This is a genomic window from Sandarakinorhabdus sp. FBCC-B8862, assembly GCF_059745315.1.
Genome location: NZ_CM185574.1, coordinates 1,543,062 through 1,569,473, shown reverse-complemented (window position 1 = coordinate 1,569,473; position 26,412 = coordinate 1,543,062). Strand labels below are relative to the sequence as shown.

The following is a 26,412-nucleotide window of genomic DNA, read 5'->3' as shown; positions in this document are numbered from 1 at the left end:
TCTTCAAGTGTCAAACTCTTGGTGCGCAAGTTGGTTTTTTCGATGGTTTATATCTTGTAAACGCGGCACAAATAATTCAGTTACTGAAAAATCAGTTGCTGTGATTATAAGTGCTAATATTACTCCTATGTCGCAGCATGCTAGTAGCGATCTTCTGGCCATTACGTGATCTGCACTATATACCCCGGCTAATCGAATTTCGACAAGATCCTCATATTTCTTGTTATCAACTTGAATATGATCCATAATCGATTTAACATTTGGGTGCGCGCCGTAGTCTATGGTGCTCTGATAGGCTTCATTGATCCAGCTTTCTGCCTGTCCGTGTTTCTCATTTAGGGTTCTGGCAACATCTTTCACTGCAATCGAAAAGGCATCCCGACAAGCTTTCATCTGCAGTGGTCCAGCGTGTCGCTCCAGCCAAACCTGTTCCAGATTGTCATGTTGTGTCATTAAGTAAGAATAGCACGCAGATTCAAGGGATGATCTCAGTATAGGAAAAACCGCTGAAGAATGACCGCTCATTGCAACTCTAACGGATGCCATGTAATTCATATAGGAATTCATAGAAAGCATTACTGGAATTGGCCTTTGATTTACAAAGCCCTGCTCTAAGATATGAGTAATATAATTATGCAAATCGGACACAATAGAAAAGATTGGATCGTCTCTAACTTTGAATGCGTTATACGTCTCTTCAGTGGCTTTTAAATAATCGTTAATATCTATGCTCAGTTTTATTTCCATCACTTGACCTCCGGATACAACAGCCGCTCCAACCAGTGCGCCGCCAGCCCACCGGCGAACTGCGCCGCGATGAAGCCCGGCACGTGCGCCGGCGCGATGCCGGTGAAGCTGTCGGTCAGCGCCCGGGCGATGGTGATGGCCGGGTTGGCAAAGCAGGTTGATGAGGTGAACAGGATCGCGGCGCCAATATAGAGCGCCACGCTGGTGGCGCCGGCTTGTGGCGCGTGGCGGCCGGTGAGCAGCACGGTGAGGATCAGGCCGAAGGTGGCGATGAATTCGCCCAGCATCAGGCCGGCCCCGCCGCGCGCGTTGGTCGCCACCTGCAACAGGGGCAGGCCATACATGGCGTGCACGGCCAGCACCGCCGCCACCCCGGCCGCGACCTGCACCGCCACCATCACCAGTGTCGCCCCCCATGTGCTTTGCCCGCGCAGCCGCAGCACCAGGCTGACCACCGGGTTGAACTGCGCGCCCGAGACTGGGCCCAGCATCGTCACCAGCAATTGCAGCATGAACACGGTCGCCACCGTCACCGCCAGCACGCCGAGCAGCATATTGCCGCCGCCCAGCTGCTGGGCCAGCACGCCCGATCCCACAACGGTTGCAAACAGGAAGAAGGTCCCCACCGCTTCCGCCCACAAGATGCGCATCAAATCCCCCCCTTTTTTCGGCCATTGGGGCACAGCGGCGCGGCGCGGTCAATCGGCCCCGCCCCGCCAACATTGCTGGCAATCAATCTTGACTTATCCACAATAAGCGCCCAATGCAGCCAGGCTATCGTCGACTGCGACGGAAATTGATGCTCTCCATCAGCTCGGCTGATCGGCTCCTCTTCCTTTCAATCGCCTCCAGCTCTGCCCGTGCTTTTGCGGGTGGATACACATGCTTTCCTGAAAGGAAGTCCCTATGATCACCGGAACCGTCAAGTTTTTCAACGCCGATAAAGGCTATGGTTTCATCTCGCCCGAAAATGGCGGCGATGACAATTTCGTGCACATCAGCGCCGTCGAACGCGCCGGCATGAGCACCCTGAACAAGGAACAGCGCATCAGCTACGAACTCGAGACCGATCGCCGTGGCAAGACCTCGGCTGTCAATCTCCAGGCCGCCTGATTGTGCTGGCGGGCGGCGCCCAGCCGGGTGCCGCCCGAAGCATCCCCCCATTTGAAAGCCAGAGCCATGCGTCCCACCGCCGATTTCTATGAACAGCAGATCGGTCTGTGCGGCCGCCAGGCCGAAGCCGCCGGGCTCAGCAACCAGCGCGCCATGTATCTGCGCGCACAGGCCGCCTGGCAGAAACTCGCCAACACCGAAGCTGCAAGTCAGGCCGAACGGGCAAAACGCGCCGCGCCGCCCGCCTGAGCGAATGGACCTTGGCCGGCCGTTCTGGTAAATTGCCAATTATCCGGCGCGGAAAGGGCCGAGATTGCCAACCCGCAAGCATTCGTTGTTGCTGATTGCCGCGATGTTGATGGCATTGCTGGCACCTCTGGCGGTGGCCCTGGCACTGGCCTATCGTTCGGCCAAATCCGTCGAAGAAGCCCGCGCGCGTGACTTGGCCCGAACGGCGCTGGATCGCACCGAAGAAACAACGCAACAGATCGAACAGGCCTTTGCTGCCATTCAGGCGCTGCACACCGATCTGTGCAGCCCGGCGGCGCTGCAGCGCATGCGCGGGCTTGATCTGGGATCCAGCTATATCCAGGCCATCGGCCGTGTGGAGGGCAACGAGTTCATCTGCTCGTCGATTGCCGGGCGCACCCACCTCGCCATCGGCCCGGTGGACGAGGTCCAGCCCGGTGGCGCACGGTTGCGCAAGAATGTGCGTTTCGCCTTTGCGCCCAACCAGGCCTTCATTGTGGTCGAACAGGCGGGCCTGGGTGCCATCGTCCACAAAGCCCTGCCGTTCAGTGCCAATGTTGTGGGGTCAGATGTGTCGTTGGCCCTTATCACGGCCAATACCCGGCTGACGTTGTCGGCAAAGGGCCATGTCCGGCCAGAGTGGCTGCGCAGCACGCCGCCCGGCCACGTCCAGCTGGTGCACAAAGATGGCCACGTCATCGCGCTCGCCCGTTCCAGCCGTTATGAGTTGATGACCATGGCGGCCGTACCGCGCACTGGCATCATCACCGCCTTTTCACGCACTGCGGTGTGGCTGGTGCCGGTGGCGCTGCTGGCGGCCCTGGTGCTCGGCTATGGCACGCAGCGGCTGATCGTCCTGCAATCGTCGCCCAACATCATCTTCCGGCGTGCCATCCGGCGGCGCGAATTCTTCATGCTCTATCAGCCGATCGTCGATCTCGAATCGGGTCGCTGGGTGGGGGCCGAAGCGTTGATGCGCTGGAACCAGCCGGCGGTTGGCCTGGTGGCGCCCGATGTGTTCATTGCATCGGCCGAAAATGCCGGCCTGATCGGCGAGCTGACCCGCCATGCCTGTGCCCTGGTGGCAGATGACTGCCGCGGCTTGTTCCGGGCAGAACCGGATTTCCGCGTCTCCATCAATTTCGCTGCCGACGATTTCCACCGCGGCGCTGTGGTGGGCCTCGTGAAATCCACCCTCTCGCGCAGCGGCGCCAAACCGGCGAACATCGTGGTGGAAGCCACCGAACGCAGCCTGACTGACCATGTCGTGGCGATGCCCGGGATCAGCGAACTTCACGCACTCGGGGTGCGGCTGGCTGTGGATGATTTCGGCACCGGTTATTCCAGCCTGTCGATGCTGGCCGCGCTGAAACCCGATGTCCTCAAGATCGACAAGAGCTTCATCGATGCACTGGGCACCGATTCCGCAGCCAGCCTGGTGGTGCCGCACATCATTGCCATGGCCAAATCGCTGCACATGCAGATGGTTGCCGAAGGCATCGAACATGCCGCCCAGCGCGACACGCTCGCGGCGCAGGGTGTGCAATATGGCCAGGGCTATCTGTTCGCCAAGCCGATGGCGATGGACGAATTGCGCCGCCAGCTGGCCGAACGCCGGCTGCACCGGCCGGCCTGATTTCAGGCCGCCAGCACCGCCGCCGCGCGGGCCAGCACCACATCCCAGGCCGCCGCCATCGCCGGCGTGAAGCCATCGCCGCCGGCTTCGGCCATCACCGCCGCGATGATCGGCAGGAAATCGGCGAACACGGCCCGGTTGATGCCATAGGCATCGTGGGTCACCGCCTCCGTGCCCAGAAACGCTGCCCCCCAACCGCCGTCGGGCGCGTGCGGCGCCGCCAGATCCAGCGCCATCTCCAGGCTGCGCGCCAGCATCTCGCCCCGGATGCGGCCGGATGTGTCGCGCCAGAATTCCGCTTCCATCCCCGGATGCCGGGCAAACAGCCGGGCATAGATCGCCGGCTGCGGATCGCCGATCCGGTCAACCGCCAGCGCCAGGCTGGCCTCCAGGGCGATGCGGTGATCTGTCATGCCCATCAGCCTGCCCCTCGACTTGGCGCTGTGCACCTGTGCATAACAGGGGGATGCACAGCCATGCCCATTCGCACCCGCTGGGCGGCCATGATCATCGTGGCCATGGCCACGCGCATGCCCCGGCCGATTATGGCCGTGCCTTTGCCGTGGGCGTGGTGCTCAACCTCCTCTATGTCGGGATCGAGGCGGCGGCCGGCCTGTGGGTGGAGTCCATGGCCCTGCTGGCCGATGCCGGCCACAATCTCTCGGATGTTGCCGGGTTGCTGATTGCCTGGGGCGGCATCGCGCTGGCCCGGCGCGCGCCCAGCGACCGCTTCACCTGGGGCCTGCAACGATCCCCCATATTGGCCGCGCTGGCCAATGCGCTGATCCTTGTGGCGGCGTGCGGCGGCATCATCTTTGAATCGCTGCACCGCCTCACCCAGCCGCTTGCCGTGTCGGGCGATATGGTGATGGCGGTGGCGGCGGTGGGCATATTGATCAACCTGGGCACCGCGCTGCTGTTCCTCAGCGGCCGCAAGGGCGATGTGAACATCCGCGGTGCCTATCTGCACATGCTGGCCGATGCCGGCGTGTCGGCCGCCGTGGTGCTGGGTGGGCTGGTGATCCGCCAGACCGGCTGGGTGTGGATCGATCCGCTGCTGGGCCTGGCGGTGGCGGCGGTGATCCTGAAGGGCACCTGGGGCCTGTTGAAGGAATCGCTGGCGCTGGCGATGGATGCCGTGCCCGCCGGCATCGATCCGGCCGCCGTGCGCGGCTGGCTCACCGGGCTGGAGGGCGTGGCCGCCGTGCATGATCTCCACATCTGGCCGCAGGGCACCAGCGGCGCGATCCTGACGGCGCATCTGGTGATGCCCGCCGGCCATCCGGGGGACGAGGCGCTGGCCAACATCGCCCATGCCCTGCACCACCGCTTCCAGATCGGCCATGCCACGCTGCAGGTGGAAACCGGCGACACGCATTGCCGCCAGGCGGTGGCGGAAGGCTGCAGCGAGCATCACCACCACTGATGGATTCGACTGTGGCCAGCCGCAGCGCCAGCCGATAAACAGCCGCCATGCGCATCATCGATCACCATATCGCCGGAAAACCCGTGGTTGCCGGCAGCCGCACCAGCCCGGTGTATGATCCCAATTCGGGCCAGGTTCAGGCCGAGGTCCGCCTGGCCGGCATGGACCTTTTGGAACAGGCCGTCGCCGCCGCCCGCGCCGCGCAGCCGGCCTGGGCCGCCACCAACCCGCAGCGCCGCGCCCGGGTGATGTTCAAGTTCAAGGAACTGGTGGAGGCCCGCATCGATGAACTGGCCCGCGTGCTCAGTTCCGAACATGGCAAGGTGCTGGCCGATGCGAAAGGCGACATCCAGCGCGGGCTGGAGGTGATCGAATTCTGCTGCGGCGCGCCGCACGTGCTGAAGGGCGAATTTTCCCATGGCGCCGGGCCGGGTATCGATGTCTGGGCCTTCCGGCAGCCGATTGGCATCGGGGCCGGCATCACCCCGTTCAATTTCCCGGCGATGATCCCGATGTGGATGGCCGGCGTCGCCATCGTCACCGGCAATGCCTTCATCCTGAAACCGTCGGAACGCGATCCCACCCTGCCGCATCTGTTGGGCGACATTTTCCGCGATGCCGGCCTGCCGGATGGCATTTTCAGCGTGGTGAATGGCGACAAGGAGATGGTGGATGCGATCATCCAGCATCCCGATATCGCCGCGATCAGCTTCGTCGGCTCGTCTGACGTCGCGCACTATATCCACACACAGGGCTGCGCGCGCGGCAAGCGGGTGCAGGCGATGGGCGGGGCCAAGAATCACGCCATCGTGATGCCCGATGCGGATCTGGATCAGGTGGTGCGCGATCTGGCCGGGGCCGCCTTTGGCAGTGCCGGCGAACGCTGCATGGCGCTGCCGGTGGTGGTGCCGGTGGGGGATGAGACGGCGGAGCGGCTGCGGGCGATGATGCTGCCGGCGATTGCCAGGCTGCGCATCGGCACCAGCACCGATCTGGAAGCGGATTATGGCCCGGTGGTGACGGCGGCGCACAAGGCGCGGATCGAGCAATATATCCAGATGGGCGTCGATGAAGGCGCGGAGCTGGTGGTCGATGGCCGCGGCTTCACCCTGCAGGGCCATGAAGGTGGCTTCTTCATCGGGCCCAGCCTGTTCGATCATGTCCAGCCGCACATGCAGAGCTACAGGGAAGAGATCTTCGGGCCTGTCCTCCAGATCGTGCGCGCCCCCGATTTCGAAACCGCGCTCGCCCTGCCCAGCCAGCACCAATATGGCAATGGCGTCGCCATCTTCACGCGGAACGGCCACGCCGCACGCGAATTCGCCGCCCGGGTGAATGTGGGGATGGTGGGCGTCAATGTGCCGATCCCGGTGCCGGTCGCCTATCACAGCTTTGGCGGCTGGAAGCGCTCGGCCTTTGGCGACATCGGCCAGCACGGCATGGAAGGCGTGCAATTCTGGACCAAGCGCAAGACGGTGACCGGCCGCTGGCCCGATGGCGGCAGCGACGGCGGCAGTGCGTTTGTCATTCCGACGATGGGGTGAGGCATGGACATCGATGTCATCCTCAAGCGCTTCGACAAGCCGGACGAGGTGCGGGAATTCGCCAAGGGCCGGTTCGAGATCGTCCGGCTGGGCGGCATGACCATCGGCCGCGCCACCTACCAGCCGGGCTGGCGCTGGAAGGATGATGTCGGCGCGGCGGCCGGGGCGACGTCCTGCCATGTCGAACATGTTGGCATGGTCGTGTCCGGCTGTGCCACTGCCGCCATGGACGATGGCCGCATCATCGAGATGAAGGCGGGCGATATCTTCTATGTGCCACCCGGCCACGACAGCTGGGTGGTGGGCGACGAGCCCTATGTCTCGATCCATTTTTTGGGTGCCGATGATTATGCGGCGGCAAAGGACGACAAATGAGCTTTGAAACCATCCTTGTGGAAACCCGTGGCGCGGTCACGCTGGTGCGTTTGAACCGGCCGCAGGCGCTGAATGCGCTCAACTCCCAGGTGCTGGGCGAACTGATCACCACCTTTGCCGCCTATGACGCCGATGCCAGCCAGCGCTGCCTCGTCATCACCGGCAGCGGGAAGGCCTTTGCCGCCGGGGCCGACATCAAGGAAATGTCCACCCAAAGCTTTGCCGACATGTATGGCGGCAATTTCTTCGCCGGCTATGACCATGTGACGGCCACCCGCAAGCCGTGGATCGCGGCGGTTAGCGGCTTTGCGCTCGGCGGCGGCTGCGAGCTCGCCATGATGGCCGACATCATCATTGCCGCCGAGAACGCCAAGTTCGGCCAGCCGGAAATCAAGCTGGGCGTCACGCCCGGCATGGGCGGATCGCAGCGGCTGGTGCGCGCCATTGGCAAGGCCAAGGCGATGGAAATGTGCCTGACCGGCCGGATGATGGACGCCGCCGAGGCCGAACGCTCTGGCCTCGTCGCCCGCGTCGTGCCCACCGATCAACTGCTCGACGAAGCGCTGAAACTGGCCGAAACCATCGCCGGCATGGCGCCCCTGGCCGCCATCGCCGTGAAGGAAGAGGTGGATGCGGCCTTTGAAATGACCCTCAAGGAAGGGGTGCGCTTTGAACGGCGGCTGTTCCATGCGCTGTTCGGCAGCGCCGACCAGAAGGAAGGCATGGCCGCCTTCGTGGAAAAGCGCCCGGGCAACTGGACCGGGAAATAAGCGGCCAACATCCTCCCCCTCTGGGGGAGGTGCCCGCAGGGCGGAGGGGGCCACCAGGCGGGGTCCTTGCTGCCACTTCCTCCAGTGGGGGAGGATTTTCTGCCCTACACGGGCAGGCTGTGGCATGATGGCGGAAATGCAAAAAAGTCAGCCGAAACAACGCTGAATCCCGGCAATTCCGTCAATAGTGTCAAAACTGGCCGCTCTTTCTCAGCCCTTCAGCGCCCGTTTTGCCGCCTCGGCATAGGCATTTTGCAGTTGTTCCAGGATCGCCGGCTTGCCCTTCGGCCCGGCGATCAGGCTGGTGTGGACATAGTCGCGCAATTTCTCGTGCAGCAGCGCCGTGCGGTTCATCGGCAGCATGGCCAGCATGGCTTCGGACAGATCAAGGATCAGGCCCTTGGACGGCACGGCATAATCATCGGCGCGGATGCGGATCACCTCGGCATCGGCCAGCAGGGCGAGATCATGGTTCGCCGCCTCGATCAGCGTGTCGGCCAGCGGCTCGGCATTGTCGCGCAGCAGGGTCTTGACCCGGTGAGACAGAAAATCGCGCTGGTTCAGCGCCAGATTGGCCCAGTCCAGCCGCGCCGCCTCGGCCTCCGCCGCCGCAACCGCCCGGGCGGCAAGATCGTGAAAGGCGCGGGTGGCAGCCTCGCTGTGGCGGGTCCGCCAGGCGCGGATATCGCCGCCCATCACCAGCCGGTTGATCAAACTGCGCAACGGTGCCTGCCTCCCTCTTGTCTGCGTTTGGCAAGGGCGGCGCCGGATGGCAAGGCTTCCGGGCAAGGGTGCAAGCAGGAGGAAGGCCATGGCAACAATCGCATTCATCGGTGTCGGCAACATGGGCGGCGGCATGGCGCTCAATCTGGTCAAGGCCGGGCACCAGGTGCGGGCCTTTGATCTGTCGGCCGCGGCGCTGGAACGGGTGGTGGCCGGCGGCGCGGTTGCCGCGGCGAGCGCGGTGGCGGCGGCAACTGGCGCCGATGCGATCATCTCCATGCTGCCGGCCGGCGCCCATGTCCGCGCCGCCTATGAAGGCGAATTGTTCGCCGCTGCCGCGCCGCACGCCATCCTCATTGATTGTTCCACCATCGATGTCGCCACCGCCAGGGCGCTGGGCGAAGCGGCGGCGGCGCGGGGGCTGGCCATGGTTGATGCGCCGGTGTCGGGCGGCACCGCGGCGGCCGATGCCGGCACCCTCACCTTCATGGTCGGCGGCCCGGCGGCGGCGTTCGCGGTGGCGCAGCCGATCCTGGCCCAGATGGGCAAGGCGGTGATCCACGCCGGCGGCGCAGGCACCGGCCAGGCCGCCAAGATCTGCAACAACATGATCCTGGGTGCCACCATGATCGCCACCGCCGAAGCCTTCGTGCTGGCCGAAAAACTGGGCCTCGATGCCCAGACCTTCTTTGACATCTCGTCAAAGGCCAGCGGGCAGAGCTGGTCCATGACCAGCTATTGCCCCGTCCCCGGCCCGGTGCCCACCGCGCCCTCCAACCGGGATTACCAGGGCGGCTTTGCCGCCGCCTTGATGTTGAAGGATCTGAAACTGGCCTGCGAAGCCGCCCAGGGCGTGGGCGCAACCGTGCCGATGGGGGCGGAGGCCCAAAGCCTGTACCAGTTGTTTGTGAACAACGGCGGCGGCCCCAAGGATTTTTCCGGCATCATCAAGTTGCTGTGCGGCAACAAGGGCTGACCCGGCCGGTTGACAGGTTGGTGCCAAGCGTTTGTATTGGCTGTTGGGTCACAACAAACGAGGGAGCCGCCATGCTGCGTGCCGCGATTGCTGTTGCCTTTCTGTCTTCTGCCGCCGCAGCTGTGCCACCCCCCCTTAGCCTTTATGGACAGTTGCCCAATATTGCATCGATCGAACTGTCACCTGACGGAAGCAAATGGGCGGCGGTTCTTGGGGATGACGCATCTGCGCAGATCCAGGTGCGGAGCGCAGCCGACAATGCTTTGCTGGCTGCCACGCCGGCGCCGAAGACCAAGGTGCGCGACGTCAGTTGGGTCGGCAACGGCCATGTGATTGCCACCATCGCCAATACGGTTAAGTCGCGTGCCACTGGCCGCCCGGTTGAATCCCAATTCCTGCTCACGCTCGACCTTGGCCGCAAGGGTAGCAAATGGGAACAGCAGCTGCGTGATATTCCCAACACGTGGGACCAAGCAGCCGGGCCGGTGCGCCCGGTGTTGCGGGATGGCAAGCCCTACCTAGTGGTCCCGGTATTCAACCTGCGGCACGACAGTTTTGTGCTGGCCTTGGCCGAAATAGACCTGACGCGTGGCAAGGGCTATCTCAAGGAAGTTGGCAGCGAAACCACGGCCGGCTGGACGGTGGGACCCGATGGCCGGCAGCTCGCCCGATCGGAGTATCGGGCGTCTGACGGGGAATGGACGCTGTCCCTGCGAGATGGCAATGATTACCGGCCCATCTATCGTGAGGCCGCCCTGCTTGACGGCCCCTACCTGCGCGGCTTTGGCCGCGACAATCGCACAGTGATCCTTTCCAGCCAGAAATCGGGCAAGCGGGAGGATTTTCTGGTCAACTTGGCCGATGGCTCGATCAGTGGCCCGACAGCTGATTTTGATGCTGACAGCCTGGTGATTGACCGCAGCACCCGCACGGTCATCGGCACCAAAGACATCTCCCTCGACGCCGTCCGCTACAATTTCTTCAATCCGCAGGATGCAGCGCTGTGGCGGGGGTTGAGCAAGGGCTTTGCCGGAGAACGCGTTGACCTGGAAAGCTGGAGCGATGATCGGCAGACGATCATCGTTTCCGTGGAAGGTGAAAAGAGTGGCATTGGCGTTTTTCTGATCAATCGTCGCCAGCACACTGCCAGCCCGCTGGCTTTGCGTTATGCCGGGCTCGGGCCAGAACAGATCAGCCCGGTCACGACATTCACCTACAAGGCAGCCGATGGGCTGGACATTCCGGCCTATCTCACCCTGCCCCGGGGGCGCGACGCAAGGGGGCTGCCGTTGATCGTGCTGGCCCATGGCGGACCCGAGGCGCGGGATTATCCCGGGTTTGACTGGTGGGCGCAGGCGCTGGCCAGCCGTGGTTATGCCGTGCTTCAACCGCAGTTCCGTGGCTCCGACGGCTTTGGCGATGATTTCCGCGATGCCGGTTACGGCCAGTGGGGTCGAAAGATGCAAACCGATGTGTCGGATGGCGTCCGCGATCTGGTGGCAAAGGGCACAGTGGATGCCAAGCGGGTGTGCATCGTTGGTGCATCCTATGGCGGCTATGTCGCGATGGCGGGCGTGACCGTGGAAGCTGGAGTCTATCGCTGCGCTTCGGCTGTGGCCGGTGTCTCTGACCTCAGGCGGATGCTTTTGACCGAGGCGAAGGACATGGGCGGCACACGCAACGCGGTGGTGCGTTACTGGCAGCGCTTCATGGGCGCGGAGAGCAAGGATGACACCAGCATCGATACGTGGTCGCCGGCGAGGCTCGCGCCGAAGGTGACGGTGCCGCTGCAATTGATCCACGGCAAGGACGACACGGTGGTGCGGCTGGAACAGAGCCGGCTGATGCGCGATGCGATGCAGGCGGCCGGCAAACCCGTGGACTATCTTGAGCTCGAAGGGGAAGACCATTTCCTCAGCAAGCCAGCAACCCGCATCGCCATGCTGGAAGCGCAGGTCGCGTTCCTGTTGAAGCACAACCCGCCGGATTGATGGAGACTGACAACGTGATGCTTCGCTTGATTGCAGCGGTGCTGCTCTCAACCCTGATGGCCGGCCCGGCCGCGTCGGCGCCGCCGCCGATCAGTTTGTATGGCAAGCTGCCAAATGTGCAGCGCATGGTGCTCTCTCCCGATGGCACGAAATGGGCGGCCGTGATGGGGGATGAAAAGGCGGCCCAGATCCAGGTGCGCACCCTGGTCGACAACAAACTGCTTTCCGTCACGCCAGCGGAAAAATCCAAGGTGCGCAATGTGACCTGGGCGGGCAATGATCATGTCATTGCCACCATATCGACCACCCAGAATTTTGACACCGGCACCGGCGGGGTCAAGCGCGAACGCTATATGCTGCTGGTGCTGGATCTGAGCAAGGGCAAGGCGTGGCGCCCATTGCTCGATCGGATCCCCAATGTGCTGAATGCGGCGGTGGGAAGTCCTCAGCCGGTTGTCCGCGACGGCCAGCAATTTGTGATCGTGCCGGGGATCAGCTTTGATAACGGCTTCGGTGCGGTCTCGCTGATCGAGATCAATCTGACCAAGCCGGGCGCCAAGGTTGGCCTGGTGGGCGCACCGGAAACGTCGCGCTTTGTGCTGGATGCCGATGGCCGCGCGGTGGCACGCGAGGATTATGACGGCAAGACCGGCACTTATCGCCTGCTGCTCCGCGACAATGGCCGATTCCGCAAGGTGTATGAAGAGGTGGCGCGACTCGATCCGCCCGGTGTCTATGGCTTTGGCAAGGACAGCAGCACCTTGCTGCTGAACAGCCACAAATCGGGTGAGTGGGAGGATTATGCCATCAATCTGGCCGATGGCAGCATGACCAAGGTCGAGGGGTTCGAGGCCGATGCCGTGCTCCGCGATCGCCGCAGCGGGTTGGCGATTGGCCTGATCGACGTTGGGCTTGAGGGCAACGCTTATAAATTCTTCGATCCCAAGGACCAGGCGATGTGGCGTGGCATCACCCGCGCTTTCCCCGGCGAACAGATTGAACTGGAAAGCTGGAGCGATGACCGGCAGACACTGATTGTCGAGGTGCGCGGCGAGAAGAATGGCGTTTCGCTGTTCCGCATCAACCGGCCAAAGGGCGAGATTGAGTTCGTCGCCGACCGCTACAATGGCCTTGGGCCCGAATTGCTTCATCCCGTGACCGCCTATCGCTACAAGGCTGCCGATGGCCTTGAGATTCCAGCCTATCTCACCCTGCCGCGCGGCCGTGCGGCCAAGGGCTTGCCCCTGATCGTGCTGCCCCACGGCGGGCCAGAGGCGCGGGATGCGGCGGCCTATGACTGGTGGAGCCAGGCGCTCGCCAGCCGCGGTTATGCCGTGCTGCAGCCGCAGTTCCGCGGTTCATCGGGCTTTGGCACCCCGTTCCGCGATGCTGGCCATGGCGAATGGGGACGCAAGATGCAGACCGATCTTTCCGATGGCGTGCGTGATCTTGTGGCCAAGGGCACGGTGGATGCTGGCCGCGTCTGCATCGCCGGGGCATCTTATGGCGGCTATGCCGCAATGGCGGGCGTGACGGTGGACAGCGGGGTGTATCGCTGTGCTTCGGCCGTGGCCGGCGTCTCTGATCTCAGGCGCATGCTTGTGTGGGAAACCCGTGACACCGGCGGCAACAACAACCCCACCCTGCGCTATTGGCAGCGCTTCATGGGGGCCAAGGGCGCGGCCGATACCAGCATCGATCCGCGATCCCCGGCCCGGCTGGCGGCCAAGGTGACGGTGCCGCTGCAGCTGATCCACGGCAAGGATGACACGGTGGTGCCGATCGAGCAGAGCCGACTGATGCAGGATGCCATGAAAGATGCTGGAAAATCCGTGGATTGGGTGGAACTGGCCGGCGAGGACCATTGGTTGAGCCGCCCGGCGACGCGCATTGCCATGCTGGAAGCCCAGATCGCGTTTCTGGAGAAGCATAATCCGCCAAATTGACGCTGCGCCGGACGGTGGCGTTTCGGCGCGGTCCGCGCTATGCCGCAGCGCATCATGACCGCGCCATTGATCATCGCCCTGCCCAAGGGCCGCATCCTGAAGGAGGCGCTGCCGTTGCTGGCGCGCATCGGGATCGTGCCGGAACCGGATTTTTCCAATGAAAACAGCCGGAAGTTGACGTTCGAAACGTCGCGGCCCGATTGCCAGGTGATCCGGGTACGCAGTTTCGATGTGGCGACCTTCGTGGCCTTTGGCGCGGCGCAGCTGGGCATTGCCGGCAATGATGTGCTGATGGAGTTTGATTTTTCAGAGATTTATGCCCCGGTTGATCTGGGCATCGGCAAGTGCCGGCTGAGCGTGGCGCAGCCGGATGGGCTGGACCCGGACCTGACCCGCCTGTCGCACGTGCGGGTGGCGACGAAATATCCGGCGCTCACCCGCCGGCATTTTGCCGCCCGGGGCCTGCAGGCGGAGGTGATAAAATTGAATGGTGCCATGGAGTTGGCGCCGCTGGTTGGCCTGTCGAGCCGGATTGTCGACCTGGTTTCGACCGGCAAGACGCTGGCGGAGAACGGCCTGAAGGAGGTGGAGGTGATCGCTGAAGTGACCAGCCGCCTGATCGCCAACCGCGCCGCCTTCAAGACCGACGGCCGGGTGGTTGAGCTGGTGAATGCCATGCGCGGCCTGGTGGAGCGTGGCGATGCCGCTGCGGCTTGAGGCGAAAAACCCCGGTTTCGTGGCCGATTTCGCGGCATTGGTGGCCGCAGAGCGCGAACCGGTGACCGCAGTCGCGGCGGCGGTGACCGCCATCATTGCCGATGTGCGCGCCCGCGGTGACGCGGTGCTGGCCGAGCTGACCGCGAGGTTTGATGGCGTTGATCTGGATGCGGCCGGCTGGGAAATCGGCCCGGCGGACCTGGACGCGGCGCTGAACGGCCTGGCACCTGATCTGCGGGCCGCGCTTGATCTGGCCGCCGCGCGCATCCGCGATTTTCACGAGCGGCAAAAACCCACCGGCAATGACGCTGTGGATGCCGCCGGCGTGCGCACAGGCGTGCGCTGGAGCCCGGTGGATGCCGCAGGCCTTTATGTGCCGGGTGGGCGCGCGGCCTATCCATCATCGGTTCTGATGAATGCCATTCCGGCGGTGGTCGCCGGCGTGCGCGATCTGATCATGGTGACGCCGACGCCGGGTGGGGAGGCCAACCCGCTGGTGCTGGCCGCCGCCCGGGTGGCCGGCGTCTCCCGCGTGTTCCGCGTCGGCGGGGCGCAGGCGGTGGCGGCGCTGGCCTTTGGCACGGCGCGCATTCCCAAGGTGGACGTGATCACCGGCCCCGGCAACGCTTATGTCGCCGAGGCCAAGCGCCAGCTGTATGGCATGGTCGGCATCGACATGGTGGCCGGCCCATCGGAAGTGGTGATCGTGTCCGACGGGAAATCCAATCCCGACTGGATCGCGGCTGATCTTCTGGCCCAGGCCGAGCATGATCCGGTGGCGCAATCCATCCTGATCACCACCAGTGCGGCCGAAGCCGATGCGGTGGAAGCCGCCGTCGCCCGTCAGCTGGAAACCCTGCCCACGGCCGCCGTTGCCAGTGCCAGCTGGCGTGACCATGGCGCCATCATCGTGATCGGCGATCTGGCCGAGGCGCTGCCGCTGCTCGACGCGCTGGCGCCCGAACATGCCGAGCTGATGGTGGATGATCCGGACTGGCTGCTCGCCCGGATGCGCCATGCCGGTTCGGTGTTCCTGGGCCGGCACACGCCGGAGGCGGCGGGCGATTATCTCGCCGGGCCCAACCATGTGCTGCCCACCGGCCGGCGCGCGCGCTTTGCCTCCGGCCTGTCGGTGGTGGACTTCATGAAGCGCACGACCTTCCTCGATTGCGGGCCGGCCGGGCTGGCGGCGATCGGCCCGGCGGGCGCCGCCATTGCCGATGTGGAAGGGCTGGCCGCGCACGCGGCGTCGATCCGGCTGCGGTTGGGCGCTTGAGGCCCCCTCCGCCGCGGCCCCTCCGCCGCGCTGTGCTCGGCACCTCCCCATCCTGCGGCTGGGGAGGAAGGGCGCCACCTCCCCCAGAGGGGGAGGATCAGTTGGCGTACACCGCCCGTTCCACGGCGCGCAGCACGTCCACCGCGGCGGTTTCGCCGAAGGGCAGATGCTGCATGCAGACGACGCCGGCGATGTCGCTGGCGCGGTCGATCCAGTAATAGCTGTTGGCGATGCCGGCCCAGGCCAGGGTGCCCGGCGCGCGGCCGTCGGGCCCGGTTTCGGGGTTGATCAGGAAGCCCAGGCCCCAGCCGCAATCCATCATCGGGAACAGATCGAAATCGGTGGAAAGGCCCGGCATGTTGGTGCTCATGCGGCCGGCGGGCATCGGCACCTGGTTGGTTGCCATCATGGCCACGGTCTCCGCTTTCAGGATGCGGGCGCCGTTCAGCGTGCCGCCGTTCAGGATCATGCGGCAGAATTTGAGATAATCGCGCGCTGTCGAAATCAGGCCGCCGCCGGCGCCGTGATATTCGGCATTCTCGCCGCCGCCGAAATGCACCGGGAAGGGCATCAGCCCGCCATCGGGCGTGCGGGCATGCAGCGGGGTGAGCCGGGTCTTGATGCCATCATCAAAGGCGAAGGTGGTTTCCGTCATGCCGAGCGGGCCGGTGACATGGCGGGCCAGCCATTCGCCCAGCCGTATGCCCGACACCGCCTCCACCGCCTGGCCGACCCAATCGGTCGAGATGCCATAGATCCATGCTGTGCCGGGATCGGCGAGCAGCGGCTGGTTCAGGCTGGCCAGCGTGCCGGGGTTGGCCGGGTTGTGCAGCCGCCACTGGGTGAGTTCGGCCGACATGAATTCATAGCCGAAGCCGGAGGTGTGGGTGAGCAGCAGCCTGAGCGTGATCGGGCCGGCGGCCGGACGCAGGACGGGCTTGCCCGCCTCATCAAAGCCTTCCAGCACCTGCGGGTTGGCAAGCGCCGGCAGCAGGGGCCCCAGATCATCATCAAGGGCAAGCCGGCCCTGTTCCACCAACTGCATGGCGGCAACGCTGGCGATGGCCTTGGTCATCGAGGCGATCTGGAACAGATCATCCTGATTGAGGGGCGGCCCGCCTGGGCCCTTGCTGCCCACCGCGGCCTCGACCAGCGTGCCGGCGCTGTTGCCGATGGTGACGACGGCGCCGGGGATGTTGCCGGCGGCGAGGCTGGTTTCGAGGGCGTGGATGATGCGGTCGCGCATGGGCTGATCCTTTGCTGGCATGCCCATTCGTACCGCACTTCCCCACCCCCGGCCCCTCCCCTGAAGGGGAGGGGAGATTTAGTGGCGGAAGTGGCGCATGCCGGTGAAGACCATGGCGAGGCCGCGTTCATCGGCCGCCGCAATCACATCCTTGTCGCGGATGGAACCGCCGGGCTGGATGATGGCGGTGGCGCCGGCATCGGCGGCGGCGATCAGGCCATCGGGGAAGGGGAAGAAGGCATCGGAGGCGACGCAGCTGCCGATGGTCTTGGGCTGCGGCCAGCCGGCGGCTTCCTGGGCATCGATGGCCTTGCGCGCGGCGATGCGGGTGGAATCCAGCCGGCTCATCTGGCCGGCGCCCACCCCGGCGGTGGCACCGCCGTTGGCATAGACGATGGCGTTGGATTTGACGTGGCGCGCCACCGTCCAGGCGAACAGCAGATCGGCCCATTCGGCCTCGGTCGGCGCGCGCCGGGTCACCACCTGGCAGGCGTCGCGGCTGACGGCGCCATTGTCACGGCTTTGCACCAGCATGCCGCCCGACACGGGCTTGAGCATCAGGCCGGGGCGGCGCGGATCGGGCAGATCTGCGATGAGCAGGCGCAGATTCTTCTTGGCGGCAAACACGGCGCGGGCGGCATCATCGGCGCCCGGGGCAATCACCACTTCGGTGAAAATCTGGGTGATGGCTTCGGCGGTGGGGCCATCCAGCGGCTGGTTGACGGCGATGATGCCGCCAAAGGCCGACACCGGATCGCAGCGGAAGGCCTTTTCATAGGCATCGGCAAGGCTGGTGCCGGTGGCAACGCCGCACGGGTTGGCGTGCTTGATGATGGCGCAGGCCGGGCCGAACCCCTTCCATTCGGCGATCAGATCCAGCGCGCCATCGGCATCATTCAAATTGTTGTAGCTCAGTTCCTTGCCCTGCAGCTGGGTGGCGGCGGCAAGGCCGCGCGCGCCGGTTTGCGGCAGATAGAGCGCCGCGCTCTGGTGCGGGTTCTCGCCATAGCGCAGCACATCCTTGCGGGTGAGGGCGATGGGCAGCACGGCGGGGAACATTTCGCCCTGATCGGCAAAGGCGAACCAGCTGGCGACCGCGGCATCATAGGCGGCGGTGTGGGCGAAGGCGGCGGCGGCGAGCTGGCGGCGCAGGGCGAGCGGGGTGGCACCATCATGTTCCGCCAGGGCGGCGATGAAGCCATCATATTGATCGGGGCTGGTGAGGATGGCGACGAATTCGTGATTCTTGGCCGAGGAGCGGACCATGGCGGGGCCGCCAATGTCGATATTCTCGATGATGTCCTCGCGCGGCGCGCCGCGGGCAACGGTGGCGGCGAAGGGATAGAGATTGATCACGGCCAGATCGATGGCGCCGATGCCGTTGGCGGCCATGGCGGCCTGATGCTCTTCATTGTCGCGCAGGGCGAGCAGGCCGCCGTGGACGCGCGGGTGCAGGGTCTTCACCCGGCCGTCCATCATTTCCGGGCTGCCGGTGAGTTCGGCGACATCCTTCACCGCATGGCCAAGCGCGCGCAGGGCGGTGGCGGTGCCGCCGGTGGAGACGAGTTCGACGCCATGGGCGACAAGAGCGGCGGCCAGCGGTTCCAGCCCGGCCTTGTCGGAGACGGACAACAGGGCGCGGCGGATGCGGACGAGATCGGTCATGGCGGGGCTTTCGCTGGCTGGCGTTGCGGCACGGGATGCCGGGCGCCCTAGCGGCTTGCGCGCCAAATGTCAGCCCTATTTCCCGGCGCGGCGCAGGCTCCAGGCCAGATCGGCGGCGGCCTTGGCGGTCTGGCCGGAAATGACCAGCTGCTGGGTGCGGTGGATGGTGCCGGCTTCATCGACCCACAATGACTGGTCGATGGCCAGCCGGCAGCCGCTGCCGCCCTCGGCATGGCATTTGAAGGCCCAGATGCGGCCCGCCGGGGTTTTGAGCAGCGCGCCCAGGCCATCGGCGGTGGGGGTGGCCGACACGCCGGGGCCGAGGTGAAAGCGCAGATCGAACGGCCGGTCACCACGGCGGCGCAGCAGCTTGACGGGGGCGGCCTCGATCACATCCTCACCCGCCAGTTCGTTGCCGTCGGGGGAGAGGAACAGCCGGCGGCGCACCAGCATGCCAAAGCGGCGGGCATAGCCATCGTGGCTGGTTTCGATCAGCTGGCCTTCGCCGGTGGAACGATAGGCCATCGCCACCTCCTCCACCCCGCCGGCCAGCGTGCCATCATCGCGGATGCGGGTGGAATTGGTGTCGGCAATCACCAGCGTGCTGTGGGCGGCGGTGGTGGCAAGGCCGGCGGCCAGCGCTGGGGCCAGCGCCTGGGGCAGGCCGGCAGCGCCGCCGCAGTTGGTGATCAGGCGCTCGGCCCCGTCGCTCATTTCAAAGGCCAGGGTGCCGGCATGCCCATGCCCGCACAGGCGCGCGGGCGGCGGCGGCCCGGCATCGAGGATGACGATGCTGCGGCCGGCCGACAGGCGGTGAAAGCCGCTCCAGCGGCCACCGCGGCGCAATTCCGTGCCGGTGGCGGCCTTGCGGGCGAGGCGATCCAGCGCGTCGGCGCCGATCACCGCGCTGCCGTGCCAGGCGCCGATGCGGCCATCGCCCAGCGCCATGCCGCGCAGCGTGGGGACCAGCCGGGCCAGCGTATCGGCAAACAGCGGCGGGGCGCGGGTGCCGATGCATTCGGGGGCATTGGCGGTGAACAGCAGCAGTTCGGCCAGCGCCAGCGCGTCGCCGGGCGCGCGGCTGGCGATGCCGCCATCAGGCAGCACCAGCCGGCCCAGCAGCGCCTGCAGCCCGGCCAGCGCGCGGGCGGCGCGCACCTCGCCGCCGGGGATCAGGGTGCCGGCGGCACAGAGCCCGCACCAGGCGCGGGCCTGGGCCAGGCCATCAGGCAGGCGCGGGGCGGCGCGATCGAGGTGGCGGGCCCAGGTCGCGAGCGCAGACAGCACGGCGGAGCGGAAAATCTGGTTGCCGCTGCCTAGGATCACCGGGGCATGGCCCAGCACCATCAACATCCGGGTGCCGGCGATATCGGCGCGCCAGGCCAGCGGATCATAATCGGCATAGGCATTGAGCCAGCGCTGGCCCAGCGCTTCGGCGGCGGCGATCGCGGTCTTGCGATCGGGCAGGATGGCAAGGTGGCGCAGCCAGCCCCAGCCCTGTGCCCATTGCTGCCATTCCGCAGGCGCGGTGACGGTGCGGAAATCCAGATCGCGGATCATCACGGTGTGGCCGGCGTGGATCAGGCGTCCGGCGATGATGCGTTCGGCCAGATGGGGATCGCCGGGCACCGGATCGGCCGGCACGCCCAGCAGTTTCAGCGGGAACCGGCCGCGCAGGCGGAAGCGGTGCAGCGGGGTGGCATAAAGCCGGCTGGCCAGCCCGGCGGCGGCGCGTTCCGACAGCGACAGGCCGCGCTCCCCGCCATCGCGCCGCAGGCTGGCTTCGGCGGCATCGGGCGGCGGCGCGTCGGCCATCAATGGCCCTTCAGGGCCGCGATGTTGGCGGCATATTGGCTGGGCCCGCCCTTGAAGCTGGCGGTGCCGGCGACCAGCACATCGGCGCCGGCGGCGACAACGGTGGCGGCGTTGCCGGCATCCACCCCGCCATCAACCTCCAGATGGATGGTGCGGCCGCTGTCGTCGATCAGGCGGCGCAGGCGCTCGATCTTCTTCAGCTGGCTGGTGATGAAGCTCTGGCCGCCAAAGCCTGGGTTGACGCTCATGACGAGGATCAGATCAATGTCGCCCAGCACGGTTTCGACCAGCTCCACCGGGCTGGCCGGGTTCAGCGAGACGCCGGCCTGTTTGCCCAGCGCCTTGATGCGCTGGACGGTGCGGTGCAGGTGCGGGCCGGCTTCGGGGTGGACGGTCAGGATATCGGCGCCGGCTTCGGCAAAGGCCTCCAGATAGGGATCGGCCGGGCTGATCATCAGATGCACGTCGAACGGCAGGCTGGAATGCGGGCGCAGCGCCTTCACCACCATCGGGCCGATGGTGAGATTGGGCACGAAATGCCCATCCATCACGTCGACATGGATCCAGTCTGCCCCGGCGGCGCTGATCGCGCGCACCTCTTCGCCCAGGCGGGCGAAATCCGCCGACAGGATGGACGGTGCGATGCGGACATTGGCCATGCCAACTCTCTAGCAGGGCCACCGGCGCGGCGGTAGTGGGTGGGCCAATCCGCCTGTGGACGAAATCGGGCGATCAGGCGCGTTCGCGCAGCAACCGGCTGACGGTTTCGTCAAACTCCTTCTTGGCCTTGACGTTCAGTGCACCGGTCGCCGGGCCGGCCCAGCCGACATGGACTTCCTTCACCCGGCCGTCGCGGCCGATGAAGATGGTGGTGGGCCACACCTTCACTGGCGCAAGACTGCCGAGCACCTTCTTGGTGTCGTCGGCGTTGGGCTGGCCGGCATAGACCATCGGGTAGATCAGCTTGTAGCGGCTCTTGAAGCTGCTGATCTGGCGCATGGCGCGGGCTTCATCGGTGCCATATTCGAACTGCAGGCCGATCATTTCCAGGCCTTCCTTCTGCCGGCGGGCGGCATAGGGGCCGAGATACTGGGCCTCGTCGTGGCAGTTGGGGCACCAGGCGCCGCCGATGGAGATGACGACGACCTTGCCCTTGTAGCGGGCATCGGCGAGGCTGATCATCTGGCCATCGGGGGTGGGCAGACGGAAGCTCAAGCGGTCACCGCCGGGCTTTTCCACCGCCACGGCTTCCATCGTGGCCTGCTTTTCCTTCTTCGCTTCGAACGGGTTGCCGGTGGCGCGGCTGGTGGCGGCGAACTGGGCGCCCTTCAGCGTGTCGCCGGCCAGCGTGCCCATCCACAGGTTCGTGAAGCTGCCATCGAAGGTGGAGAGCTTGAGGGCGGTGCCGTTCAGCTCGCCCGATAGATAACGCATGTCGCCCGACGGCAGCTGGACGGTGCCGGAGACCTGGGACCCCGTCTGCTTCAGGATGATCAGGCCCTTCACCTTGTTGTCGCCATAGCTGAGGTTCCAGCGGCCGCTGACATTGCCGGCGGGCTTGACCGCGCCGGGGGTAAAGCGCCAGCCGCCGCGCACCGCGCGGGCCGGCAGGGTGACGGTGCCGGAGGAGCGCAGCACGGTGGCAGCGCCCGACAGGCTGCCATCAGCGGCGGTGGTGAGCTCAAGCCGGCTGTTGTAGCTGGGGAAGACGAGGGTGATGCTGTCGCCCGTCACCGTCACCTGTTCCACCTTCAGCCGTTCGGGCTGGTTGATGATCCAGGCCTGCGGGCCGGTCTTGCCGGGCTTCACCTCAAGGGTGAAGGGCAGCGGGCCGCCGGGGTGGCCATCAAAACTGACCCGCCATTGGCCATTCAAGTCGGCAGCTGCAGCGGTGGTGGCCAGCAGGCTGGCGGCGAACAGGGTGGTCAGGTGCTTCATCATCATTCCCCCAAACCGGTTTTGCCATCCCCCGGCAACCCGGCTTTTCTTTGCTATTGTCAAGTCTGGCTTTGCTGTGCGGCCTTGCGGGCGGCATCGGCGGCGGACAGCACATCCCAGGCCGCCTGCACGGCCCGGAAGCGCTCGGCCGCTTCGGGGCTGTTGCCGGCGACATCGGGGTGGCTGGCCTTGGCGGCGCTGCGCCAGGCGGCGCGGATGGCTGTCATGTCCGCATCCGTGTCCAGGCCGAGGACCTTCAGTGCATCCAGTTCGGCGCGGCTGCGGCTGCCATCGCCCTCATGGCCCCACTGCCAATGTTTGGAGCGCTGATATTTGCGCTGGCCGGCTTCGGCCTGTTCGCGGGCGGCGGCCTCTTCGGGCGTGAGGCCGCGGAAATAATCCCAGCCGGCGTTGTATTCGGCGGCATGTTGCTGACAGAACCACCAGCGTTCCGGGCTGTTCGGGGCCTTGGGCGCCGGCCGGTCACCCACGTTGGTGCAGCCATCGCGATCGCACAGGCGCACGTTCGCCGCCGCCGCGCCGCTGCCGTAATCGCGCCAGCGCGGAAAGCCCCAATCATCGCTGCGCTTCTGCCGTGGCACGTGGCTGCTGCTCCTTCACCGTTCCAATAAGCCGATTCGCGCGTCGCAACCAGTCTGGACGGCGATGACAGAAACGGGCATGCCCAATGCCAGATGTGGAACCTGCTTGCCACGCGGCGCTTTGGCCCCCTGTTCGTCACCCAGTTCCTGGGGGCCTTCAACGACAATCTGTTCCGCACCGCGCTGGTGTTCATCGTCGCCTATGATGTGGCGGCGGCCGATCCCGAAAAGGCGGCGATGCTGGCCTCCACCGCCGCCGGGCTGTTCATCCTGCCGTTCGTGCTGTTTTCCGGCCTGGCCGGCAGCGCCGCCGACCGGCGCGACAAGGCGGCGATTGCGCGGGCGGTGAAGCTGCTGGAAATCGGCTTCATGGCGCTGGGCTGGGCGGCGCTGGCGATCGGATCACTGGAATTGGCATTGGCGGTGGTGTTTCTGATGGGGTGCCATTCCACCCTGTTCGGGCCGGTCAAATATGCCATCCTGCCCCAGCATCTGCGCGATGAGGAGCTGATCGCCGGCACCGGCCTGGTGGAGGCGGCGACGTTCGTTTCGATCCTGCTGGGCCAGGTCGCCGGCGGCCTGCTGGCGACACAGGCGGTGGGGCCGATCACCTGCGCGCTGGCCGTTGTTGGCTGGCTGGCGGCGCGCGCCATCCCGGCGGCAGCGCCGGAACAGCCCGGCCAGCGGCTGGACTGGAACCCGCTTTCGACCAGCAGGGCGGCGCTGGCCACCGCCTTTGGCAACCGGCGCCTGCTGGTGGCCACCCTGGCGATCAGCTGGTTCTGGGCCCTGGGCGCCATCTACACCAGCCAGTTCGTGCCGATGGCCAAGAATGTCATGGGCGGCGATGAAGCGGTGTCGACGCTGTTCCTGGCCGCCTTTTCGATCGGGATTGCAGTGGGATCGGTCGCGGTGGGCCGCTGGCTGAAGGGCCGCATCACCACGCGGCTGTGTGCGGCGGCCGGGCTGGTGATGGCGCTGGCCGGCGGCGATCTTTGGTTTTCGGTGCCGGCGGTGGGCAGCACGCCCAAGGATCTGGCGCTGTTCTTTGGCCTGGCTGCCAGCTGGCGCGTGCTGGCCGATCTGTTGCTGTTGGCGCTGGCCGGCGGGGTGTTTTCGGTGCCCCTCTATGCCGTGCTGCAAACCGCCGGGCCGGCGCAGAACCGCGCCAGCGCCATTGCCGCAAACAACATCATCAACAGCCTGTTTCAGGTGAGTGCAGTGCTGGCGGCCGGCGCGGCGGTGGGCGCCGGGCTGGGCGTGGTACCGGTGCTGGCGCTCAGCGGCCTGACGGTGCTGCTGCTGTTGCCGGCGCTGCAGGGGCTGGATCGGCCGGCATAGCGGCAATCCATTTGCGGATCAGCGCGACGCCTTCGGCATGGATCAGGCTGCGGCCGAACTGCGGCATCATCACGCCGGGTTCGGAACTGAGCATGCGGTGCAGCAGGATCGACCGGTCGGGCTGGCCCGGCGCAATCGAGAATTCCAGCCCGCCTGAACCGCGCCCGGCGGCCACCGGCCGCTTGTTGATGCCGATATGCGCTGGTTCGCGTTCATCGGGATCCAGCCACAGGCCGGAGTTGGAGGCAAAGCCGGCGCGGTTGTGGCAATGGCCGCAATTGACTGCGAGATAGGCGCGGGCCCGTGCATCCAGGCTGGCGGCCGCATCGTCCCAGCGGGCCAGGCGGGGAATGTTTGCCGCCGGCAGCCCGGCCAGCCGGCCGCTGGCCTGCCATTGCAGCAGCTGCCGGCCATCGTTCAGATTGGCTGCCGTGGGGCCGATCGGGGTGATCGCCTCGCCAGACTGGTGGCAGGTCTTGCACTGGTTCTGGTTGGGCACGGCATAATCGATGGTCAGCGGCCGGCCGGCGGCATCGGTGGTCGTGACGGCGACGCGCTTGCCGGCGCGCTTCAACACGGCCTCGCCGCCCTCCTCAACATAGCTCAACGCCACCCAGCCGGCCGGGCGGTGGATGAGCAGGCGGGTTTCGATGGGGGTGAGATTGGTGCCAGGCGCCCGCGCGTCGACCGGGAAGGCGAAGCGTTTGACCAGCACAGTGCCGACCGGGAAGGCCAGCGGGCCGCTGGCGCGATAGTCGGCGCGGGTGCCTGGCGGCAGCCAGACATAGCGATATTTCTCCGCGCCATCGGAAAACAGCGGCGTGTTGAGCGTGTAGCGCTGCACGCCCGGCGCCGGTCGGCCAGCGGCATCAAACAGGCCATAATCGGCCAGCCGCGGCGCATCGGTGGTGCGCAGCAGATCGGCGTTGACGTGTGGCACCGGGGCAGCGCCGAGAAGCAACAGGGCGGCCAGCGGACGCTTCATCGGCTGCGCGCTTCCAGTTCGGCGGGCAGGGTGATGGCGGGCCGGTTGCTGATCACCAGTTGTTGCGGCAGGGGCGCGGGCTGCGCCTTGGTGGGCGGGGTGCCCTGCAGGCCAAGGTTGAGGCTGATGCCGGGGGCGTCGCTGCTGATGTTGCCGCCATCGGCGCGCTCGGCTCCACCCGGAACCACATAGCGGGTGATGCCATCCCACATCACGGGCGGCACCGTGCCGCCCAGCGCGGCGGCCAGTTCCTTGCCGCCGGCAAAGGCCGGGTTGCTGCCGTTGCCGCTGAAGCGGTTGCCGGCCACGTGGACATTGCGCGGCAGCGGGTTGTAGGCGGCATCGGTGAATTTCTGGGTGTAGGCGACGATCATCACGCCATTGCCGGCATTGCCGCTGATATCATTGTCGTTCACTTCGACATTGCTGTTGGCCATCACCATCACGCCGGTGCCCGATGGCACCCCGGCGACGATGTTGCCGGGCGCTGCGAAATTGGGGTGGTTGTTGGCGATCACCTGGTTGCCGCGCAGCCGCACGTTGCGGCCGCCCTGTTGCGGCAGATCGGGCAGATCGAACACCAGGATGCCGCCGGCATTGTTGGTGGCGGTGTTGCCCACCACGTCGGCGTCATAGCTGTTCTCGATCTCGATCCCGGCCACGTTCATTTCGGCGCGGGAGTTCCGAACGATGATGTTCTGCGACTGGCCGACATAGATGCCGGCATCGGATGCGCCCTTCACTTGGCTGCGGTCGATCAGCACATTTTTCGAGGAGACCGGATACAGGCCATAGGCGCCGTTGGTGGATTTGGGCCCGCCGGTCCATTCCACCCGCAGGTTGACGAGCGCGATGCCATCGCTGCCCTTGGACTTGATGCCGTTGCCGGCCGGGTTTTCCACCGCCAGATCGCGGATCACCACCGCATCAGACGTGACGAGCACGCCTTCGCCCGAACCTTTCTGGGCGGTGAAATCGAGGATGGTGGCGCCCGGCCCGTCGCCCTTCACCGTGACATTGTCCACATCCAGCGACAGGCCATCGGCGAGTGCATAGCGGCCGGCGGCAATGTGGATGATGTCCCCCGGCTGGGCTTCGATGAAGGCGGTCTGCAGTTTTTCCTGGGCGTTGCCGCCGGGGCCGACATGGATAGTCTTGGCCACGGCGGTGCTGGCCAGCAGGCCCAGGGTGACGGTGGTGAGCAGGCGGCGCATGGTGCGGATCCCCAAGGTTATTTCGTCGCAGCTTCCACCGAACAGGGTCAATGCTCAAGCCCCAATTCAAGGGGTTAATGGGCGTTCATCGCCATGGGGGCAGGGCTTTGTTAGCCT

25 protein-coding genes are annotated in these 26,412 nt (G+C 65.8%); 13 read left to right on the top strand and 12 right to left on the bottom strand.

Annotated elements, in window-relative coordinates:
• Positions 1-3: 3 nt before the first annotated feature.
• Both AC6BOR_RS07680 and AC6BOR_RS07675 read right to left on the bottom strand, forming a co-directional pair.
• Positions 4-747, bottom strand: coding sequence for a hypothetical protein (locus AC6BOR_RS07680; protein ID WP_498060583.1), 744 nt, complete (start codon positions 745-747; stop codon positions 4-6).
• Positions 747-1,397 carry an aquaporin gene (locus AC6BOR_RS07675; RefSeq protein WP_498060582.1) on the bottom strand — a complete coding sequence of 217 codons (651 nt, stop codon included), beginning with the start codon at positions 1,395-1,397 and terminating at the stop codon, positions 747-749. Before AC6BOR_RS07675 ends, AC6BOR_RS07680 begins: the two co-directional genes overlap by 1 nt.
• A gap of 256 nt (positions 1,398-1,653) precedes the next feature.
• Between AC6BOR_RS07675 and AC6BOR_RS07670 the strand changes: the two genes are divergently transcribed.
• From AC6BOR_RS07670 to AC6BOR_RS07660, 3 genes are all read left to right on the top strand, one after another.
• Complete coding sequence (locus tag AC6BOR_RS07670; RefSeq protein WP_094473597.1) at positions 1,654-1,860, top strand: cold-shock protein; 207 nt, start codon at positions 1,654-1,656, stop codon at positions 1,858-1,860.
• 66 nt (positions 1,861-1,926) lie between these two features.
• Positions 1,927-2,109 (top strand): hypothetical protein, encoded by a 183-nt coding sequence (locus tag AC6BOR_RS07665; protein ID WP_498060581.1) that lies wholly within the window; start codon positions 1,927-1,929, stop codon positions 2,107-2,109.
• Positions 2,110-2,212: 103 nt separating this feature from the next.
• Positions 2,213-3,745, top strand: a complete 1,533-nt coding sequence (locus AC6BOR_RS07660; protein WP_498060580.1) for an EAL domain-containing protein — start codon at positions 2,213-2,215, stop codon at positions 3,743-3,745.
• Between the two features lie 2 nt (positions 3,746-3,747).
• On the opposite strand, the gene AC6BOR_RS07655 is transcribed toward AC6BOR_RS07660, so the two are convergent.
• Positions 3,748-4,164 (bottom strand): globin, encoded by a 417-nt coding sequence (locus AC6BOR_RS07655; protein ID WP_498060579.1) that lies wholly within the window; start codon positions 4,162-4,164, stop codon positions 3,748-3,750.
• A gap of 47 nt (positions 4,165-4,211) precedes the next feature.
• Here AC6BOR_RS07655 and AC6BOR_RS07650 point away from each other — a divergent pair, with 47 nt between their 5' ends.
• Genes AC6BOR_RS07650 through AC6BOR_RS07635 form a run of 4 tightly spaced genes read left to right on the top strand, consistent with a single transcriptional unit; the run spans position 4,212 to position 7,860 of the window.
• Entirely contained in the window at positions 4,212-5,171 is a 960-nt protein-coding gene (locus AC6BOR_RS07650; RefSeq protein WP_498060578.1) for a cation diffusion facilitator family transporter, read from the top strand.
• A 47-nt stretch (positions 5,172-5,218) separates the two neighbouring features.
• Positions 5,219-6,715, top strand: a complete 1,497-nt coding sequence (locus tag AC6BOR_RS07645; RefSeq protein ID WP_498060577.1) for a CoA-acylating methylmalonate-semialdehyde dehydrogenase — start codon at positions 5,219-5,221, stop codon at positions 6,713-6,715.
• 3 nt (positions 6,716-6,718) lie between these two features.
• A complete protein-coding gene (locus AC6BOR_RS07640) occupies positions 6,719-7,090 on the top strand; it encodes a cupin domain-containing protein (RefSeq protein WP_498060576.1) in 372 nt (123 codons plus the stop codon).
• Positions 7,087-7,860, top strand: coding sequence for an enoyl-CoA hydratase (locus AC6BOR_RS07635; protein WP_498060575.1), 774 nt, complete (start codon positions 7,087-7,089; stop codon positions 7,858-7,860). Before AC6BOR_RS07640 ends, AC6BOR_RS07635 begins: the two co-directional genes overlap by 4 nt.
• A gap of 210 nt (positions 7,861-8,070) precedes the next feature.
• Here AC6BOR_RS07635 and AC6BOR_RS07630 read toward each other — a convergent pair whose 3' ends face one another.
• Positions 8,071-8,583, bottom strand: coding sequence for a hypothetical protein (locus tag AC6BOR_RS07630; protein ID WP_498060574.1), 513 nt, complete (start codon positions 8,581-8,583; stop codon positions 8,071-8,073).
• A gap of 88 nt (positions 8,584-8,671) precedes the next feature.
• Between AC6BOR_RS07630 and mmsB the strand changes: the two genes are divergently transcribed.
• The 5 genes from mmsB (at position 8,672) to hisD (ending at position 15,489) form a co-directional block, all read left to right on the top strand.
• Positions 8,672-9,559 (top strand): 3-hydroxyisobutyrate dehydrogenase, encoded by an 888-nt coding sequence (gene mmsB, locus AC6BOR_RS07625; protein WP_498060573.1) that lies wholly within the window; start codon positions 8,672-8,674, stop codon positions 9,557-9,559.
• A 71-nt stretch (positions 9,560-9,630) separates the two neighbouring features.
• Positions 9,631-11,550: an alpha/beta hydrolase family protein gene (locus AC6BOR_RS07620; RefSeq protein ID WP_498060572.1), complete on the top strand. Its 1,920-nt coding sequence runs from the start codon at positions 9,631-9,633 to the stop codon at positions 11,548-11,550.
• A gap of 17 nt (positions 11,551-11,567) precedes the next feature.
• Complete coding sequence (locus AC6BOR_RS07615) at positions 11,568-13,496, top strand: alpha/beta hydrolase family protein (RefSeq protein ID WP_498060625.1); 1,929 nt, start codon at positions 11,568-11,570, stop codon at positions 13,494-13,496.
• A 54-nt stretch (positions 13,497-13,550) separates the two neighbouring features.
• Entirely contained in the window at positions 13,551-14,213 is a 663-nt protein-coding gene (gene hisG, locus AC6BOR_RS07610; protein ID WP_094473612.1) for an ATP phosphoribosyltransferase, read from the top strand.
• Positions 14,197-15,489 carry a histidinol dehydrogenase gene (gene hisD / locus AC6BOR_RS07605; protein ID WP_498060571.1) on the top strand — a complete coding sequence of 431 codons (1,293 nt, stop codon included), beginning with the start codon at positions 14,197-14,199 and terminating at the stop codon, positions 15,487-15,489. The genes hisG and hisD overlap by 17 nt, the downstream gene beginning before the upstream one ends.
• Positions 15,490-15,586: 97 nt before the next feature.
• Here the strand turns inward: hisD and AC6BOR_RS07600 are convergent, their stop codons facing one another.
• From AC6BOR_RS07600 to AC6BOR_RS07575, 6 genes are all read right to left on the bottom strand, one after another.
• Complete coding sequence (locus tag AC6BOR_RS07600; protein WP_498060570.1) at positions 15,587-16,735, bottom strand: serine hydrolase domain-containing protein; 1,149 nt, start codon at positions 16,733-16,735, stop codon at positions 15,587-15,589.
• A 78-nt stretch (positions 16,736-16,813) separates the two neighbouring features.
• Positions 16,814-18,400: a bifunctional phosphoribosylaminoimidazolecarboxamide formyltransferase/IMP cyclohydrolase gene (gene purH / locus AC6BOR_RS07595; protein WP_498060569.1), complete on the bottom strand. Its 1,587-nt coding sequence runs from the start codon at positions 18,398-18,400 to the stop codon at positions 16,814-16,816.
• Positions 18,401-18,475: 75 nt separating this feature from the next.
• Positions 18,476-20,215: a heparinase II/III family protein gene (locus AC6BOR_RS07590; protein WP_498060568.1), complete on the bottom strand. Its 1,740-nt coding sequence runs from the start codon at positions 20,213-20,215 to the stop codon at positions 18,476-18,478.
• Positions 20,215-20,874, bottom strand: a complete 660-nt coding sequence (gene rpe, locus AC6BOR_RS07585; RefSeq protein WP_498060567.1) for a ribulose-phosphate 3-epimerase — start codon at positions 20,872-20,874, stop codon at positions 20,215-20,217. Before rpe ends, AC6BOR_RS07590 begins: the two co-directional genes overlap by 1 nt.
• Before the next feature lie 73 nt (positions 20,875-20,947).
• Positions 20,948-22,159 carry a peroxiredoxin family protein gene (locus AC6BOR_RS07580; RefSeq protein ID WP_498060566.1) on the bottom strand — a complete coding sequence of 404 codons (1,212 nt, stop codon included), beginning with the start codon at positions 22,157-22,159 and terminating at the stop codon, positions 20,948-20,950.
• A gap of 53 nt (positions 22,160-22,212) precedes the next feature.
• Positions 22,213-22,755 (bottom strand): J domain-containing protein, encoded by a 543-nt coding sequence (locus AC6BOR_RS07575; RefSeq protein WP_498060565.1) that lies wholly within the window; start codon positions 22,753-22,755, stop codon positions 22,213-22,215.
• 93 nt (positions 22,756-22,848) lie between these two features.
• Here AC6BOR_RS07575 and AC6BOR_RS07570 point away from each other — a divergent pair, with 93 nt between their 5' ends.
• On the top strand, positions 22,849-24,096 hold the full coding sequence (locus AC6BOR_RS07570; protein ID WP_498060564.1) for an MFS transporter: 1,248 nt from the start codon (positions 22,849-22,851) through the stop codon (positions 24,094-24,096).
• Here AC6BOR_RS07570 and AC6BOR_RS07565 read toward each other — a convergent pair.
• The gene (locus AC6BOR_RS07565) at positions 24,035-25,081 is read right to left on the bottom strand and encodes an SO2930 family diheme c-type cytochrome (protein WP_498060563.1); all 1,047 of its coding nucleotides are present in this window, start codon (positions 25,079-25,081) and stop codon (positions 24,035-24,037) included. The two genes, AC6BOR_RS07570 and AC6BOR_RS07565, sit on opposite strands and share 62 nt — an antisense overlap.
• A complete protein-coding gene (locus AC6BOR_RS07560; protein ID WP_498060562.1) occupies positions 25,078-26,310 on the bottom strand; it encodes a parallel beta-helix domain-containing protein in 1,233 nt (410 codons plus the stop codon). Before AC6BOR_RS07560 ends, AC6BOR_RS07565 begins: the two co-directional genes overlap by 4 nt.
• Between the last annotated feature and the right edge of the window lie 102 nt (positions 26,311-26,412).

Coding starts and splice junctions, on each gene's coding strand:
- AC6BOR_RS07680 (WP_498060583.1), bottom strand. CDS start 747: ATGGAAATAAAACTGAGCATAGATATTAACGATTATTTAAAAGCCACT.
- AC6BOR_RS07675 (WP_498060582.1), bottom strand. CDS start 1,397: ATGCGCATCTTGTGGGCGGAAGCGGTGGGGACCTTCTTCCTGTTTGCA.
- AC6BOR_RS07670 (WP_094473597.1), top strand. CDS start 1,654: ATGATCACCGGAACCGTCAAGTTTTTCAACGCCGATAAAGGCTATGGT.
- AC6BOR_RS07665 (WP_498060581.1), top strand. CDS start 1,927: ATGCGTCCCACCGCCGATTTCTATGAACAGCAGATCGGTCTGTGCGGC.
- AC6BOR_RS07660 (WP_498060580.1), top strand. CDS start 2,213: ATGTTGATGGCATTGCTGGCACCTCTGGCGGTGGCCCTGGCACTGGCC.
- AC6BOR_RS07655 (WP_498060579.1), bottom strand. CDS start 4,164: ATGGGCATGACAGATCACCGCATCGCCCTGGAGGCCAGCCTGGCGCTG.
- AC6BOR_RS07650 (WP_498060578.1), top strand. CDS start 4,212: ATGCACAGCCATGCCCATTCGCACCCGCTGGGCGGCCATGATCATCGT.
- AC6BOR_RS07645 (WP_498060577.1), top strand. CDS start 5,219: ATGCGCATCATCGATCACCATATCGCCGGAAAACCCGTGGTTGCCGGC.
- AC6BOR_RS07640 (WP_498060576.1), top strand. CDS start 6,719: ATGGACATCGATGTCATCCTCAAGCGCTTCGACAAGCCGGACGAGGTG.
- AC6BOR_RS07635 (WP_498060575.1), top strand. CDS start 7,087: ATGAGCTTTGAAACCATCCTTGTGGAAACCCGTGGCGCGGTCACGCTG.
- mmsB (WP_498060573.1), top strand. CDS start 8,672: ATGGCAACAATCGCATTCATCGGTGTCGGCAACATGGGCGGCGGCATG.
- AC6BOR_RS07620 (WP_498060572.1), top strand. CDS start 9,631: ATGCTGCGTGCCGCGATTGCTGTTGCCTTTCTGTCTTCTGCCGCCGCA.
- AC6BOR_RS07615 (WP_498060625.1), top strand. CDS start 11,568: ATGCTTCGCTTGATTGCAGCGGTGCTGCTCTCAACCCTGATGGCCGGC.
- hisG (WP_094473612.1), top strand. CDS start 13,551: ATGACCGCGCCATTGATCATCGCCCTGCCCAAGGGCCGCATCCTGAAG.
- hisD (WP_498060571.1), top strand. CDS start 14,197: ATGCCGCTGCGGCTTGAGGCGAAAAACCCCGGTTTCGTGGCCGATTTC.
- AC6BOR_RS07600 (WP_498060570.1), bottom strand. CDS start 16,735: ATGCGCGACCGCATCATCCACGCCCTCGAAACCAGCCTCGCCGCCGGC.
- purH (WP_498060569.1), bottom strand. CDS start 18,400: ATGACCGATCTCGTCCGCATCCGCCGCGCCCTGTTGTCCGTCTCCGAC.
- AC6BOR_RS07590 (WP_498060568.1), bottom strand. CDS start 20,215: ATGGCCGACGCGCCGCCGCCCGATGCCGCCGAAGCCAGCCTGCGGCGC.
- rpe (WP_498060567.1), bottom strand. CDS start 20,874: ATGGCCAATGTCCGCATCGCACCGTCCATCCTGTCGGCGGATTTCGCC.
- AC6BOR_RS07580 (WP_498060566.1), bottom strand. CDS start 22,159: ATGATGATGAAGCACCTGACCACCCTGTTCGCCGCCAGCCTGCTGGCC.
- AC6BOR_RS07570 (WP_498060564.1), top strand. CDS start 22,849: ATGTGGAACCTGCTTGCCACGCGGCGCTTTGGCCCCCTGTTCGTCACC.
- AC6BOR_RS07565 (WP_498060563.1), bottom strand. CDS start 25,081: ATGAAGCGTCCGCTGGCCGCCCTGTTGCTTCTCGGCGCTGCCCCGGTG.